We start from the raw sequence: 13,780 nt of genomic DNA, 5'->3' as shown, positions 1-13,780 counted from the left end.
GTGCCGCTAGGGTTGATCGTCTGGAAGTGCTGGCTCAAGAGCAGCCGAACGGGAGACGCCGGTGACCGCCGCGCTCGACTCATCGTGGGATCCCCGCACGCGCCTGCGGGTGCTGCTGATCGAGGACGACGACGGCGACGCGCTGCTGGTCGAGGAAATGCTGGCGGACACGGCCGTGCCGTACTCGCTCGAACGCGTCGAAACGCTCGCCGCCGCGCTGGGCGGCCCGCTCACCGCCGACTGCGTCGTGCTCGACCTCCAGCTGCCCGACGCCATGGGGCTGTCCGGCCTGACCAAGCTCGGCCAGCACGCCCCCGGCGTCGCGGTGGTCGTCCTGACCGGGCAGCACGACCAGGCCACCGGCGTCGCCGCGGTCGCCGCCGGCGCGCAGGACTACCTCGTCAAGGACCAGGTCGACGGCCCGCTGCTGGTGAAGGCGCTGCGGTTCGCCCGCGAACGCAAGCGCGCCGAGCAGGTCGAGCAGCAGTTCCTCCAGCAGCAGCTGCTCGCGCGGGAGAACGCGCGGCTCGAACGCGGCCTGCTGCCCAGCCCGCTGCTGCGCGACCCCCACCTCGACCTGGCCGCCCGCTACCGGCCCGGCCGCAACGGCTCCCTGCTGGGCGGCGACTTCTACGACGCCATCGAGCTCGCCGACGGCACGGTGCACATGATGATCGGCGACGTCTGCGGCCACGGCCCGGACGAGGCCGCGCTCGGCGTCGCGCTGCGGATCGCGTGGCGCTCCCTCGTCATGGCCGGCCTGCCGATGGCCGACGTGCTGAGCATGGTCGAGCGGGTGCTGGTGCACGAGCGGATCGAGCCGCTGTTCGCCACCGTCTGCATGGTCGTCGTCGCCCCGGACCGGCGGTCCCTGCGCCTGTCGCTGGCCGGGCACCTGCCGCCGCTGCTGCTCACGCCGGGGGACGGGCACCTGCTCTCCGGCGAGCGCCTCGGCGTCCCGCTCGGGGTCGTCGAGGGCGCCAAGTGGGACGCACTGGACGTCCCCCTGGAGCCGGGGTGGTCGCTGCTGCTGTACACCGACGGCGTGTTCGAGGGCCGTGTCGGGGCCGGGTCCGAGCGGCTGGGCCACGAGCGGATGGCCGCCCTGGTGCTCGACATCAAGCGCTCGACCGGGATCCACAGCCACGCGCTCCTGGACGAGCTCATCGCCAGGGCCGAACGGCTCAACTCCGGCCCGCTCGACGACGACGTCGCCCTCGCCCTGCTCAGCCACGACCCGGGAGACACGGCCGATGAGCGGTGACGCACGCGGCTGGCCGATCGGCCGCCGCCTGGCCATCCTCGCCGCCGTCGAGGCGGTGCTGCTCGTCGCCGCGCTGGTCGCCGGCGGGATCGCGCTGCAGAACCTCACCGAGGCCCGGACGCGCCTGCTCGACGTGATCGGCCCGCAGCGCCTGGCCGCGATCCAGCTGTCCACCGCGCTGCTCAACCAGGAAAGCGGCGTCCGCGGCTACCAGCTCGGCCGCCAGCCGGAGTTCCTCGTCCCCTACACCGACGGGATGCGGGCCCAGGAAGCCGCGGTCACCCAGCTGCGGCAGCTCGGTGCCGACCCGGGCACCGCGATCGGCGACGACCTGGCCGCCGTGCTGCGGGCGGCCACCGCCTGGCAGGACGCGGCCGCCCCGACCATCGCGCCCGGCGCGCCCCCGGTCACCGCGGCCCAGGTCGAGCGCGGCCGGACGCTGTTCGTCGACGTCCGCACGGCCCTCGACGCCCAGCTCGACCACCTCGCCGCGATCCGCGACGCCGGCCGCGCCGACCTGGACGGGGCGGCGAGCTTCCTCAACGCGATGTTCGTGGTCATCGGCGCGCTGGTGCTGCTGCTGTTCGTCGGCCTGTTCGCCGGGCTGCGGCAGGTGATCACCCGGCCGATCCTGCGGCTGGCCGGCGAGGTCCGCCAGGTCGCCGACGCCGACATCCACCACCCGGTGCACGGGAGCGGGCCGCGCGAAATCGCCCAGCTCGGCGCCGACGTCGAGGCGATGCGGCAGCGCATCCTCGACGAGGTCGCCGAGCTCGAACGGGCGCACGCGCTGCTGGACCGGCGCACGCGCGAGGCCGAGGAGTCCAACGCGATGCTGGACCGCCGCACCCGCGAACTCGAGCGGTCGAACGCCGACCTGGAGCAGTTCGCCTACGTCGCTTCGCACGACCTGCAGGAACCGCTGCGGAAGGTGGCCAGCTTCTGCCAGCTGCTCCAGCGGCGCTACCAGGGCCTGCTCGACGAGCGCGGCGAGCAGTACATCGAGTACGCCGTCGACGGCGCGAAACGGATGCAGGTGCTGATCAACGACCTGCTGGCGTTCTCGCGGGTCGGCCGGAAGCCGGGCGAGCACGTCGTGGCCGACGCGGGCGCGCTGGTCGACGACGCGCTCGCGAACCTGGAGGTGGCGCTGTCGCTCAGCGGCGGCAAGGTCTCCCGCGGCGAGCTGCCCGAGGTGCGCGTCGAGCCGGCGCTGATGACGGCGGTGTTCCAGAACCTGATCGGCAACGCGCTGAAGTTCAAGGGCGAGACACCGCCGGAGGTGCGGGTCACCGCGGAACGCGACGGCGGCGAGTGGGTGTTCTCGGTGGCGGACAACGGGATCGGCATCGACGCGGAGTACGCCGAACGGGTGTTCGCGCTGTTCCAGCGGCTGCACACGCGCTCGGCGTACCCGGGCACCGGCATCGGGCTGGCCCTGTGCCGCCGGATCGTCGAGTACCACGGCGGCCGGATCTGGCTCGACACCGAAGCCGCGGACACGACTTTCCGCTTCACCCTGCCCGCCCTCGAGGACAAGGGGAACGCATGACGCAGGTGCCTGCCCCGATCGACATCCTGCTCGTCGAGGACGACCCCGGGGACGTGCTGATGACCCGGGAAGCGTTCGCGCACCACAAGATCCGCAACCCGCTGCACGTCGCGGAGGACGGCGTCGAGGCGCTGCGGTTCCTCCACCGCGAGGGGCCGTTCCGGGAGTCGCCGCGGCCGGGGCTGATCCTGCTCGACCTCAACCTGCCCCGCAAGGACGGCCGGGAGCTGCTCGGCGAGATCAAGCAGGACCCCGCGCTGCGCACGATCCCGGTGGTCGTGCTGACGACTTCGGAGGCGGAGGAGGACATCCTGCGCAGCTACGAGCTGCACGCCAACGCCTACGTCACCAAGCCGGTCGACTTCGAGAAGTTCGTCGAAGTGGTCCGGAAGATCGACGACTTCTGGGTCACCGTCGTGCAACTCCCGCACCGGTAGCCGTTTCGCGGTGAGTGGGGCACGATGGGAGGCCGTGACCCCTTCGACCCCGGAGCTGCCCGCCAGCGAGCTGGCGGTCACGCTGGACTGGCGCGGCCGCACCGCGGTGCTCGCCGTCGCGGGCGAAATCGACCTGGTCAGCGCACCGGAGTTCGGCGAAGTCGTCGACGTGGTGCTGGCCCGCGAGCCGGAGAAGCTGGTGGTCGACCTGCGTGCGGTGACGTTCTTCTGCTCGGCGGGGCTGCAGGTGCTCGCGGCCGCCCACCGCAGGCTGGCCGAGCACTCGCTGCGGGTCGTGAGCGATTCGGCGGTGACATCGGGACCGCTGCGGACGACCGGCCTCGACACGTGGATCGGCGTCCACACCACGGTCGGCGAAGCACTCGAGTGAGGCGAACGCGGATGCAGGAACCGTTCCGGTGCCACGGTGTGCCCGCGGTCCCGGCCGCCCTCCGCCGCCTGCGTCACGACCTCATGGCGTGGGTACTGGCGGCGGGCATCGACGAGCGCCGCGCCGGCGACATCGTGCTGGCCAGCTACGAAGCACTGGCGAACGTGGCCGACCACGCCTACGACGGCACGGGGGACGGCCTGGTGGACGTCGACGCCTCGGCGTACCCGGACCGCGTCGAGGTGGTGATCACCGACCACGGCCAGTGGCGGGCACCGGTCCCGGACACCCAGCCGGTTTCGTTGCGGGGCCGGGGTTTGCTGCTGCTGCGGGCGAGCGCGGACCGGGCGGACATCTCGTCGGGCGATGCGGGCACGGTGGTGACGCTGGCCTGGGACCTGGACCCGGTCCCGGACGCGCGCTGAACGGGAACAGGCCCGCGGCCGGGCGGCCGCGGGCCTGGCCACGCTCAGCGCCGCCGCCGGGTCCGCTTGCGGCGGCGCAGCCGCCACCGCCGGGTGCTCGCCGAGCCGAGTTTCACGGCGAGGTCCAGACAGGTCAGCACCTGCGCCGCGATTTCGAGGTGGTCACGGATTCCCATGCCGGTCACATCCTTCGTTCGAGTAGCGATGTATCCGGAGTACGGGCGGAGGGCATTGTTCGGGGCGTTCGCCGAACGTTCGCCGAACCCGGCGCGACGGCGCCCGGGCCGGGCGTTCGTTCGACGTTCGGCGGCGAACAGCGAGGAGGGGTTCGGTGAAGGGCAACAGGCTCGACCCCGTGGACCGGAACGCCCCGCCGGCGATGCGGGAGCTGGCGCAAGGACTGCGCCGGGCGATGGCCGATGCCGACTACACGGTCCTGCGAGCGCTGGCTGAAGACGCGCGACTGGCGGCGTCGACCGTTTCCAACGCGTTGAGCGGAAAGAGCGTGCCGTCCTGGCGCACGACGCAATTCCTCCTGAGGACCTGCGGCGTCGAGCCCGGCCTCGAGTGGTCCAGGGTCTGGGAGGCGGCGAGGGACGCCGAACAGTCGCTGGACGGCTCCGCCGCCGACGAACCGGAGCTCGACCGCGACGCAGTCGTCGTCTCGCGGCAGCCCGAGGTTTCGATCTGGCCGCCCACGGGCAACCTCCCCGCCCGGGTGCGGGGCCGGGATGCGATCCTCGCCCACCTGACCGGGCTGGTCGCGGAGCCGAAGCCGATGCTGCAGGTCCTGCACGGTCTGGGTGGCTGCGGCAAGACGACCATCGCGCTGGAGACGGCCCGGCTGGCCCGTGAGGCCGACTACCCGGTGTACTGGGTGTCGGCCGCCGAACGCGGTGGGCTCGCGGCCGGGATGCGGGAGATCGCCCGTGAACTACGTGTCCCGGCCGACGAGCTGGGGCAGTCGTGGACGGGCCGGGCCGACGTGATGGACCTGCTGTGGCGGCACCTCGATGCCGCGCGCCAGCCGTGGCTGCTGGTGGTCGACAACGCCGACGATCCCGAGATCCTGGCCGCGCCCGGGGGAAACCCCGGCGACGGGACCGGGTGGGTCCGGCCGAGCCGGGCCGGGACCAGCCTGCTGACGTCCCGGGTGGGCAGCCCCGAGGTTTGGGGCAGCCAGGCCGAGCGGCACCAGATCGGCGTGCTGGCCGACGACGACGCCGCGGACGTCCTCGTCGACCTCGCCGGCCACGCCGGTGACCGGGCGCAGGCGCAGGCCCTCGCCGAACGGCTCGGCGGCCTGCCGCTGGCGCTGCGCTCGGCGGGCAGCTACCTCGGCCGCACCGCGCGCGGGGCGGGCTTGCTGCGCGGCCCGGCCCGGATCGCCACGTTCGCCACGTACCGCCAGGCCCTCGGCGACATCGGCACGGACCTGCTCGACGAAGGCCTGTCGCGGCCGAACGAAACCGACCGGCTGGAGCGCCTGCACCGCGTGCTGATCAGCCGTACGTGGGAGATGAACCTCGATCTCCTCGACAGCCAAGGGATCACCCAGGCCCGTCCGCTGATGCGGTTGATCTCTTGCTTCGCGCCGGCCCCGCTTCCGGCCGAGCTCCTGGTCCAGGACGGCCCGGGCGCGCCGTCGGTGGACGACCTCGAGCGGGCGCTGGAGGCGCTCGTGGACCTCGAACTGCTTTCGGTGCCGCGAAGCCAGGGGACGGAGACGGACGCCCTGGCCACCAGCTGCGTCGTCGTCGGCCACCGGCTGGTCCTGGAAGCGACCCGGAGTCGGCTGCTCAAGTCGAAACCGGCGGAGCAGCGGAGCACCTGGCGGGCCGCGGCGCGGCTGATCACCAAAGCGGCCGAGCCCGCGCCGGAGTCATCGGAGAACTGGAACTGGTGGCGGGTGGTCCTGCCGCACGTGGCTGCGCTCGTGGCCGCCGTGCCGGATACGGACGAAGACCTGCTCGTCGAGGTCCTGCGGGCCGGGGTGCGCGCGTTCGCGTACATCTCGTTCTCAGGCACCTTCGACGGCGCTAGCGCCTACTGCGAGCTCGTGCTGAAGCGCGCCCTCGTGCTGCCCGAGAACCACCCGGTCCGGCTCGCGGCCCGCCACCGCGCGCTGCTCAGCGGTTCGGCTTCGAACGACCAGGCGGTGCGAGAGTTCACGGACATCCTGGCGCGGCAGGTCGAGGTGCTCGGTCCGGACGCCCCCGACACCCTCATCACCGATCACCAGCTGGCGCAAGCCCTCTCGGAGACTCAGGGCAGGCTGGTCGGGCTCCGCGCGATGCGGAGAGTGGCGGCACGGCGTGCGGAGCTCTTCGGTTCGGCGGACCCCTACACGCTCGTGTCGCAGAGCGAACTCGTCTCGATCCTCTTCGCGCTGGATCGCCGGGACGAAGCCGAAGAGCTGCTGCGTAGGGTGGTGGACGACTGTCGGCGCCTGCTCGGCGAGTCGGATCACTACACGATCATCTGGACGGCCAGGCTGGCCCGGGCGCTCATCCGGCGCGGTGCGGCCGACGCCGACCTGGAGCAGATGTTCCCGGGGTACGACCGGCGGGTCACGCCGCTGGCGGCGCGGATCGAGGTCGCCCAGGTGATGGGTTTGCTCGGACGGCTGCCGGAGGCGGAACGCGAATACCGCGAGATCCTCGGCCAGCTCGCTGCGGCGGGGCTGCAGCGAACCGACCGGTATCGGACCACGCTGCGTTCGCTCGCCAGGAACCTGATCAAGCAGGGCAACGAAGCGGAAGCCCTCGAACTGCACGCTCGGGTCGTCGAGTCCTCGGGTGATACCGGCATCTTCGGGTTCGCTGTGCGCTTCGACCACGCCGTGCTGCAGCAGGACACCAAGCGAGTGGAGGAAGCCGAGCACGGATTCCGCGCGCTGCTGGAGAACGTCGCCGAGGTGGAGGCCGAAGAACGGGGGTGGGAGCTGGAGGTTCGCGAACGTCTCGCGTCGATGTTGACGGCGCAGAACCGGGAGGTCGCCGCCGAGCGGGCGGCACGCGTGGTCGTGGAGCAAAGCCAGGAGGTGCTCGGGTCGGTGCACCGGCGCACCCTCACGGCTCTCTGGGACCACGCGCGATGCCTGGAGCGGCTAAGCCGTCCCAGAGCGGCTCTCGCCGCCTACCGCGATTGTCTTCGCGCCGAATCACAGGTACTTCCCGCGGACAACCTCAACTTGCTCATCACCCGGGTGAAGATCATCCGCCTGCGGTTCGAGCTGGACGAAATCGGCATCGAAGCGGCGCTGGCCGAGTTCTCCGCCCTGCCGTGGGAAGACAAGAGCAAGCGGCGTGAAACCGAACACCGGGCGCTGGTGGTCGCCGGCGCGCGCAAGCAACGTTTCGGTGATCCCGAGGCGGCAGTGCGCTGCCTCGAAGATCTCGAAGCCCGGTACCGCGAAGACGGGACGGCCGACGCGCTGCGCGAGTTGCTGTGGGACTTCACCCTACTGCTGGACGACCTGGACCGGCCGGCGGAAGCACTCGCCAAATGCCGCGCGTACCAAGACCTCCTTTCGGCCCTTCCGGAGCGCGAGACGAACAGTGAACTGCTCGCCGCCCGGCGTGCCGTCGGCTTACAGCTGCAACTCGGGGAGATCTCCGAAGAGGAGGGCATCCGGCGGTATGAAGGCATGCTCGAGGGGTACCGCGACGAGTTCGGGCCTTTCGCGGACGCCGTGCTGCAGCTCCGGCGGCGCATCGCCCGGCTGCGCGCCGATGTCGATCGCGCCGAACGCGAGCTGCGTGAGCTGGTCGGGATCTGCCGCGAGCGTCGTGCCCCCGAGGACTTCGCGAGCAGGTCGATGTCCTGGCACCTGGCGGTCTTCCTGATGGACCGGGAACGCTTCGAAGATGCGCTGGTCGTGCTCGAGGAGTGCCACGCCGTGCAGCTGGCCACCTTCGAAGACGCCAAACACCTCGATATCCTTCGGGCAAAGGGTCGGATCATCCTGTGCCGCTCGAAGCTGGGACTCCTGGGCACCGATGCCGCGGCCGCCGAGTACCGGCAGCTTCTGGCCGATGTCGTCGCCGTGGGGCCCGAAGGTGCCAAGACCGCCGTAAAGGTCCGGGAAGCGTTACGGGAGCTGGACGAATCACCGGCCGCCTGAAAGCGCGGGCGGGCACGGACCCGTGCCCGCCCGCACGACCTCAGCTGTGGGTCACCGCTCCGGTCTTCGGGTCCAGCTCGACCTTCCGGGCCTTCGGCCACCAGAAGTCGAACATCCCGTTCAGCGACCCCGCGCGCGTGTCGAACGACGAGTCGCCGATGCGGCCGGCGAACCAGTTCTCCTCGATGAACTTCAGCACCGACGTCTGGTCCGTCAGCGTGTGGTCGACGTGGTTGACCTTGCTGAACGGCGAAATCACCAGCAGCGGCAGGCGCGGGCCGTAGCCGCAGCGGTCCGCGTACGTGCCCACCGTCGTCGCCTTCGCCGTGCAGACCGACTGGTCCTGCGAGGCGTCGTGGGAGCCGTTGAGGATCGGGGACTTCTGGTGGTCGTACCAGCCGTCCGAGTCGTCGTAGGCCAGGACGATCGCCGTCGAGCGCCAGTCCGGGGACTGCTGGATCTTGTTGATCTCGCTGACCACGAACTGCTGCTCGTCCAGCGGGTCCGAGTAACCCGCGTGGCCGTCCTGGTACTCCGGGGCCTTCAGGAAGCTGACCGCGGGCATCGAGCCGGCCTGCAGGGCGTCGTTGAAGTCGCTGATGTCGTACTGGTGGTTCGCGCGGTCGGTCTGGCCGATCGCGTGCACCGACGTCGGCGCCAAGTGCTTCGGGTTCGCCGTCGACGGGTAGTACTGGAACGGCTCGTGGTGCGGGCTGTAGTCGACGACCGCGTTGCCGCCCACGTTCGTGTGCTTCTGGCCGCACACCGCGTAGCCGCCCGCTTCGCCGGTCGGGCGGAAGCCGCCCTGGAACCAGCCCCACGTCACGTGGCGCTGGTTGAGCAGGTCGCCGATGTTGCGGCCGTGCATCGTGGCCAGGTTGTCCTTGCTCGTGTGGTTCTTGTCCGAGCAGTCGTCCCAGGCCGGGTCCGGGTCGTTGATGACCGTGCCGACGCCGTTCGCGTCCGGCGACTGCACCGCGTACGCGTCGCTGACCGGCGTGTGCGTCACCGGGTCGACCGCCTGGGCGCCGTGCGTCTGGCCCGAGATCAGGTTGAGCGCACCCGGCGTCGACGGGCCGAACACCGTGTTGAACGAGTTGTCGTTCAGCGCGTAGTGCTGGGCGTAGTTCCACATGCCCGTGACGGTGTTGCCGTCGTAGTAGTCCATCACCAGGCCGGGCTCGCCGAACAGGATCGGCTGGCCGGTGCACTTGTCCGTCTCGGTCTTCTCGACGAACTTGTCCATCTTGCCGCCGTTGAAGGCGGCCTGCTCCGCGCCGTAGTTGTGGTTCTGGTCGCAGGTCATGGCCTGCTCGTGCGTCAGCCGCTTCGGGTCGTACGCGTTCGGGTTGGCGGTCAGCAGCTTGTGGTCGAGGCCGTTGACCTTCGGCGTGCCGTGCGCGGCGGTGAACGGGGTGCCGTCGGTGTTGGCCGCGTCCGGGTAGGTGCCGAAGTAGTGGTCGAACGAGATGTTCTCGCCGAAGATCACCACGACGTGCTTGATCGGGGTCGCCGTGGGGATCCACTGCGCCGGGAACGGGTGCAGCGGCTGGGCGTCCGCGGTGCTCGCCGCGGAGCCGGTGGCGACGGCCAGGACGGCCACCGAGGCGAGGGCCCCGGCGCCGAGCAGGCCACGCCGTCGCCGGCGGGTTCTGGTGTCCACTGTGGATTTCCTTTCGTGGTGGGGTTCGCTCACGCGAGCAAGGAGCGCCCGAAGTGGTCGTCCGGGCCGGTGACGCCCGGCAGCGCGAAGAAGTAGCCGCCGCCGAACGGGGAGATGTAGTCGGTCAGTGGTTCGCCGGCCAGCCGTGTCTGGACCGCCTCGAACTGGCGCTCGAGGTCCTGCTGGTAGCAGACGAAGAGCAGGCCCATGTCCAGGTTGCCGTTGCTGTCGACGCCGCGGTCGTAGTTGACCGCGCGGCGCAGGATCCGGCTGGCGTCGGTCTCCGGCGTGCGCGGATTGGCCTTCCGGATGTGGCTGGTCAGCGGGATGACGGTACCGATGGGGTCGTCGGCGTAGCGGGGGACGTCGGTCTCGGCGGTGCCGTCGAGCGGGGCGCCGGTGTCGCGGCGGCGGCCGAACATGTTCTCCTGTTCGGCCAGCGAGACCCGGTCCCAGAACTCCACCAGCATCCGGATCAGCCGGATGACCTGGTAGCTGCCGCCCGCGGTCCACGCGGGTTCGCCGGTCGTCCACACCAGACTGTCCAGTTCGGACTCGGTGGGGTTCGAGGTGCCGTCCTTGAAGCCCATCAGGTTCCGCGGGGTGCCCTCCGGCCGCGGCGGCGAGCTGAAGCCGTTGAGCTTCCAGCGCAGCTGCATGCCGCCGCGGGTGGCGCGGGCGATGTCCCGCAGGGCGTGCAGCACGGTGTCGGTGGAGTTCGCGGAGAGGACGAGGCTGAGATCGCCGTGGCACTGGGCGGGGTCGAGGGCGTCGTCCGGGAACGTCGTCATCGGCTTCAGCTTGGCGGGCTTGAGTTTCGCGAGCCCGTACCGGTCGTCGAACAGGCTCGCCCCGACGCCGAGGATGACCCCGAGATCCCCGCCGGGCACGACGGGCCCGAGCACACCGGAGTCGGCGGGCGGCGCGGTGATGCCGAGGGACGCGGGCGCGCCGCCGCCGGTGAGGAACCGCGCCCGGTCGGTGATGGCACGGAACAGCTCGGTGAGCTCGGCCTTGGAGGAAGCCACGGCGTCGAAGGAGGCGACGATGGTCTGGGTGGGCGGTTTGCGCAGGATGGCGGCCTGGTTCCGGCCGTGGAAGGGCACCGGAGAGGTGCTGTCGGTGACGGCGGAGGACGCCCCGAGCCCGGCCCCGGCGGCCACGGTGAGACCGGCACCCATGGCGGCCCGGCGGAGGAAGGAACGGCGGGGGAGGCCGGTCACGAGGTCCTCCTCGGCTCGGCGATCGCCGCGATCGGGGCCAGGAGTTCCGTCAGCTCGCTCACGTCCGCGTTCAGCTTCTGCCGCTCCGGGCGGCTCAGGTCCGCGGGACGGCGCCACGTTCCGTCCGGGCGGTGGGCCGCGTCCAAAGCGGACTGCGTCCGGTTCAGCCAGCTGTCCACCTTGGACAGGTCTGGGTACCGCGGCGCCAGCAGCGGTCGCAGCACATCGAGCACCGCGCGGGTGCCGTCGAGGTTGGCGCGGGCGGTGGCCAGGTTCGTGCCGCTGCCGTAGTCGGTGCGGGCGGTCAGTTCGAACTGCAGGGTGTTCTCCATGATCTCGTGCGCGCGCAGGCCCAGGTCGTTGCCGTCGACCTGGCTGGTGGCGAAGGACGTCTGCAGTGCGCGGGCGTCGGTGTCGAGCTGGTCGGCCACGGCGGCGAGCGCGCCCAGGTCTTCGCCGTGCCAGAGGCCCTGCTCCAGGCGGTGGAAGCCGGTGAAACCCGGGTCGGCCGCGCCGCCGGGGAGGCCGTCGGCCGTTCCGTTCAGCGCGCCGTCGGAGTCGCCGAACGCGTCGTAGGCCGCGCCGAGCCGCTCGTACGTCAGGTGGGCCGTCAGCCAGGCCGCCTGGCTCGCCGCCCGGTCGCCGCCGTGGACCGTGGTCTTCAGCGCGCCGGTGTTCGCGACCAGCTCGGCCAGGCCCGTCGTGACGTGCTGCTGGTACGCCTTGAGCGGGCCGAGCAGGTCGTCGTGCGTCACCGGCGCGACACCCGGGCCGGTCCGCTCGGCGCCGCCGGTGACCTGCACGGCGGGGCCGACGATCGCGGCCGCGTCCTCGGGCAGGCAGCGGAACGCGTAGCTGCCGTTGCCCAGGTTGACCTGCAACGGCCGGGTCGTGGCCGCGCCGAGGCCCTCCACCTCGCCGTAGATCACGCCGGTCGCCGGGTCGATCAGGTCGACCTCGGCGGTCACCGACCCGGTGTTGTGCAGGCGGAACGTCTGCGGCCCCGGCTTCGGGTCCGCCCAGCCGGTGCCGCACGCCGAGCGCGAGACCGCGATCTCGGGGTCGCCGGCGGCCGCGCTGTCCGGCAGGAACGCCACGACGGTGGCCGCCCCGGCCGCGAGCAGCAGCACCACCGCTCCCGCGATCCAGCGAGCACGTACTGACCCCGGCACGCGCACTCTCCCGTCACTCGATCGGACCATCACCGGTCACGGATTATGCGAGCCTATCGCCCGCAAAACCGCATCGGATCCAATCGAAAGAGGGAAGTTCACCCGGTCTTCAGCCTGCCGAACACGAAAGAGGGAGGATTCAGACGTATCCCTGTGTCAGTTCTGCGTGTTCTGTCTCGTTCGGGATGTTCGACCGGTTTGGCCAGGTCACGGCAGCGGGACGCCGGTCTCGAGCAGCGTCTTGAGGCTGGACAGCAGCGCGGGCCAGCCCTGGCTGCACATCGCCAGCGTCGTGCTGTCGTCGTCGAAACCGTCGTGCAGCACCGTCAGCTTCACCATTCCGCCCTGCGGTTCGAGGGTGAAGGTCACCTTCGTCCGGCTTTCCCGCTGCAGTTTCGCGAGCGTTTCCGCGTCGACGCCGTTCGCGTCAGCCCATTCCGCCGTGAAAGTGTGCCAGGTGTACGACAGCCTGTGAAAGGGTTTCGATTCGAGGACGACCTGCTCCGGGTCTGCCGTTTTTGCGCCGCTCTCGGCCCAGGTCATCGACGAGCCCGGTGCCCAATCGGTTTCGAAGGAAACGCCCCAGTACTGGCGCGTGAAAGCCGGATCGGTAAGCGCTTGCCAGAGCTTTTCCGGCGTCGTGTTGATGTAGGTCGTGTAAGCGAACTCGTTCATCGGTGCGGACTCCAAAGCTCGTTTCAGGTCGGCCAGCGCGCCGGCCCGCCGCCGGTCGTAGCGGGTCATCCAGCGCTCGGCGATCGCGTTGATCGGCGCGGCGTCGAGGTGGTGCAGCTTCTCCCGGCCGCGCCAGGTGGTCGTGACCAATCCGGCCGCTTCGAGCACGCCGAGGTGCTTGCTCACCGACTGGCGCGCCATCGCCAGCCCCGCGCACAGCTCGCGCAGGGTCTGGCCGTTGCGCTCGTTGAGCACGTCCAGCAGCTGACGGCGGCTGGGATCGGCCAGCGCCTTGAACACCTCGTCCATCGCGCCTCTCCGCAGACATGCAGCCGGTTGGCTGCCTATTCAAGATAGGCAGCCAACCGGCTGCATGTCAACCGGGGGTCACCGGAAGCGGATCACCGTGATGCCGGCGAGGACGAAGAAGACGAGGAAGACCAGCGTGCCGGTCTGCCCGCCGGAGGAGCGGGTGATCACCTGGTCGACGGCGCCGGTCAGCCGCACGCCGCACTCGGCGACGACGGTGTGCCGCCCGGCTTCGATCCGGGTGAACTCGACCGGCGCGGTGAAGGCGCCCGAGCCGTCGGCGAAGGCGGAGCCGACCTCGGCGCCGTCCGACATCAGCGTCACCATGCGGCCCGGCTGGCAGCCCTGCCCGGACGCGGAGAGCGTCTCGCCGGGCTTGATGCTCGGGCGGTCGAGCACCAGTTCACCGGGCTTCGGCGCGGTGCTGGACGTCGTCGGGACGCCGGGCGTGGCCGGGGTGGTGGTCGTCGGCGGCGCGCTCGTGGTGGTCGGCGGGGTGGTGGTCGACGGGGTGGCGGGGGTCGTGGTGGTGCCCGGCCGGGT

At 71.1% G+C, this 13,780-nt stretch carries 12 protein-coding genes; 6 read left to right on the top strand and 6 right to left on the bottom strand.

Annotation, left to right across the window (positions count from 1 at the left end):
• Window positions 1-61: 61 nt before the first annotated feature.
• The 5 genes from OO60_RS09755 to OO60_RS09735 are packed head-to-tail and all read left to right on the top strand — an operon-like array spanning window position 62 to window position 4,069.
• On the top strand, window positions 62-1,264 hold the full coding sequence (locus OO60_RS09755; RefSeq protein WP_003099482.1) for a PP2C family protein-serine/threonine phosphatase: 1,203 nt from the start codon (window positions 62-64) through the stop codon (window positions 1,262-1,264).
• The gene (locus OO60_RS09750) at window positions 1,254-2,816 is read left to right on the top strand and encodes a sensor histidine kinase (RefSeq protein ID WP_003099486.1); all 1,563 of its coding nucleotides are present in this window, start codon (window positions 1,254-1,256) and stop codon (window positions 2,814-2,816) included. The genes OO60_RS09755 and OO60_RS09750 overlap by 11 nt, the downstream gene beginning before the upstream one ends.
• Window positions 2,813-3,253, top strand: a complete 441-nt coding sequence (locus OO60_RS09745; protein ID WP_003099490.1) for a response regulator — start codon at window positions 2,813-2,815, stop codon at window positions 3,251-3,253. Before OO60_RS09750 ends, OO60_RS09745 begins: the two co-directional genes overlap by 4 nt.
• Before the next feature lie 34 nt (window positions 3,254-3,287).
• Window positions 3,288-3,644, top strand: coding sequence for an STAS domain-containing protein (locus tag OO60_RS09740; RefSeq protein WP_003099492.1), 357 nt, complete (start codon window positions 3,288-3,290; stop codon window positions 3,642-3,644).
• 11 nt (window positions 3,645-3,655) lie between these two features.
• Window positions 3,656-4,069 carry an ATP-binding protein gene (locus tag OO60_RS09735; protein ID WP_003099493.1) on the top strand — a complete coding sequence of 138 codons (414 nt, stop codon included), beginning with the start codon at window positions 3,656-3,658 and terminating at the stop codon, window positions 4,067-4,069.
• Between the two features lie 44 nt (window positions 4,070-4,113).
• Here OO60_RS09735 and OO60_RS48175 read toward each other — a convergent pair whose 3' ends face one another.
• The gene (locus OO60_RS48175) at window positions 4,114-4,245 is read right to left on the bottom strand and encodes a hypothetical protein (RefSeq protein ID WP_276204589.1); all 132 of its coding nucleotides are present in this window, start codon (window positions 4,243-4,245) and stop codon (window positions 4,114-4,116) included.
• Window positions 4,246-4,400: 155 nt separating this feature from the next.
• On the opposite strand from OO60_RS48175, the gene OO60_RS09730 reads away from it, so the two are divergent.
• Entirely contained in the window at window positions 4,401-8,195 is a 3,795-nt protein-coding gene (locus OO60_RS09730) for a tetratricopeptide repeat protein (RefSeq protein ID WP_033261238.1), read from the top strand.
• Window positions 8,196-8,235: 40 nt separating this feature from the next.
• Here the strand turns inward: OO60_RS09730 and OO60_RS09725 are convergent, their stop codons facing one another.
• The 5 genes from OO60_RS09725 to OO60_RS47735 form a co-directional block, all read right to left on the bottom strand.
• Complete coding sequence (locus OO60_RS09725) at window positions 8,236-9,858, bottom strand: phospholipase C (protein ID WP_003055401.1); 1,623 nt, start codon at window positions 9,856-9,858, stop codon at window positions 8,236-8,238.
• A 29-nt stretch (window positions 9,859-9,887) separates the two neighbouring features.
• Window positions 9,888-11,081 (bottom strand): Dyp-type peroxidase, encoded by a 1,194-nt coding sequence (locus OO60_RS09720; protein WP_003055399.1) that lies wholly within the window; start codon window positions 11,079-11,081, stop codon window positions 9,888-9,890.
• A complete protein-coding gene (locus tag OO60_RS09715; RefSeq protein ID WP_051767666.1) occupies window positions 11,078-12,283 on the bottom strand; it encodes an EfeM/EfeO family lipoprotein in 1,206 nt (401 codons plus the stop codon). The genes OO60_RS09720 and OO60_RS09715 overlap by 4 nt, the downstream gene beginning before the upstream one ends.
• Window positions 12,284-12,460: 177 nt before the next feature.
• Window positions 12,461-13,237, bottom strand: coding sequence for an ArsR/SmtB family transcription factor (locus OO60_RS09710; RefSeq protein ID WP_003055395.1), 777 nt, complete (start codon window positions 13,235-13,237; stop codon window positions 12,461-12,463).
• Window positions 13,238-13,315: 78 nt separating this feature from the next.
• Window positions 13,316-13,780, bottom strand: a 465-nt coding sequence (locus OO60_RS47735; protein ID WP_244885506.1) for a hypothetical protein, incomplete at its 5' end; no start/stop codon positions are given.

This window comes from Amycolatopsis vancoresmycina (genome assembly GCF_000716785.1).
In the GTDB taxonomy this organism is placed as follows: Bacteria; Actinomycetota; Actinomycetes; order Mycobacteriales; family Pseudonocardiaceae; genus Amycolatopsis; species Amycolatopsis vancoresmycina.
Note: the sequence above shows the minus strand (reverse complement) of the source record. Positions and strands in the feature narration are given on the sequence as shown.

What these genes read in the sequence shown, in the direction of transcription:
- OO60_RS09750 (WP_003099486.1), top strand. Translation starts at nt 1,254, where the DNA reads ATGAGCGGTGACGCACGCGGCTGGCCGATCGGCCGCCGCCTGGCCATC.
- OO60_RS09710 (WP_003055395.1), bottom strand. Translation starts at nt 13,237, where the DNA reads ATGGACGAGGTGTTCAAGGCGCTGGCCGATCCCAGCCGCCGTCAGCTG.
- OO60_RS09715 (WP_051767666.1), bottom strand. Translation starts at nt 12,283, where the DNA reads ATGGTCCGATCGAGTGACGGGAGAGTGCGCGTGCCGGGGTCAGTACGT.
- OO60_RS09745 (WP_003099490.1), top strand. Translation starts at nt 2,813, where the DNA reads ATGACGCAGGTGCCTGCCCCGATCGACATCCTGCTCGTCGAGGACGAC.
- OO60_RS09735 (WP_003099493.1), top strand. Translation starts at nt 3,656, where the DNA reads ATGCAGGAACCGTTCCGGTGCCACGGTGTGCCCGCGGTCCCGGCCGCC.
- OO60_RS48175 (WP_276204589.1), bottom strand. Translation starts at nt 4,245, where the DNA reads ATGGGAATCCGTGACCACCTCGAAATCGCGGCGCAGGTGCTGACCTGT.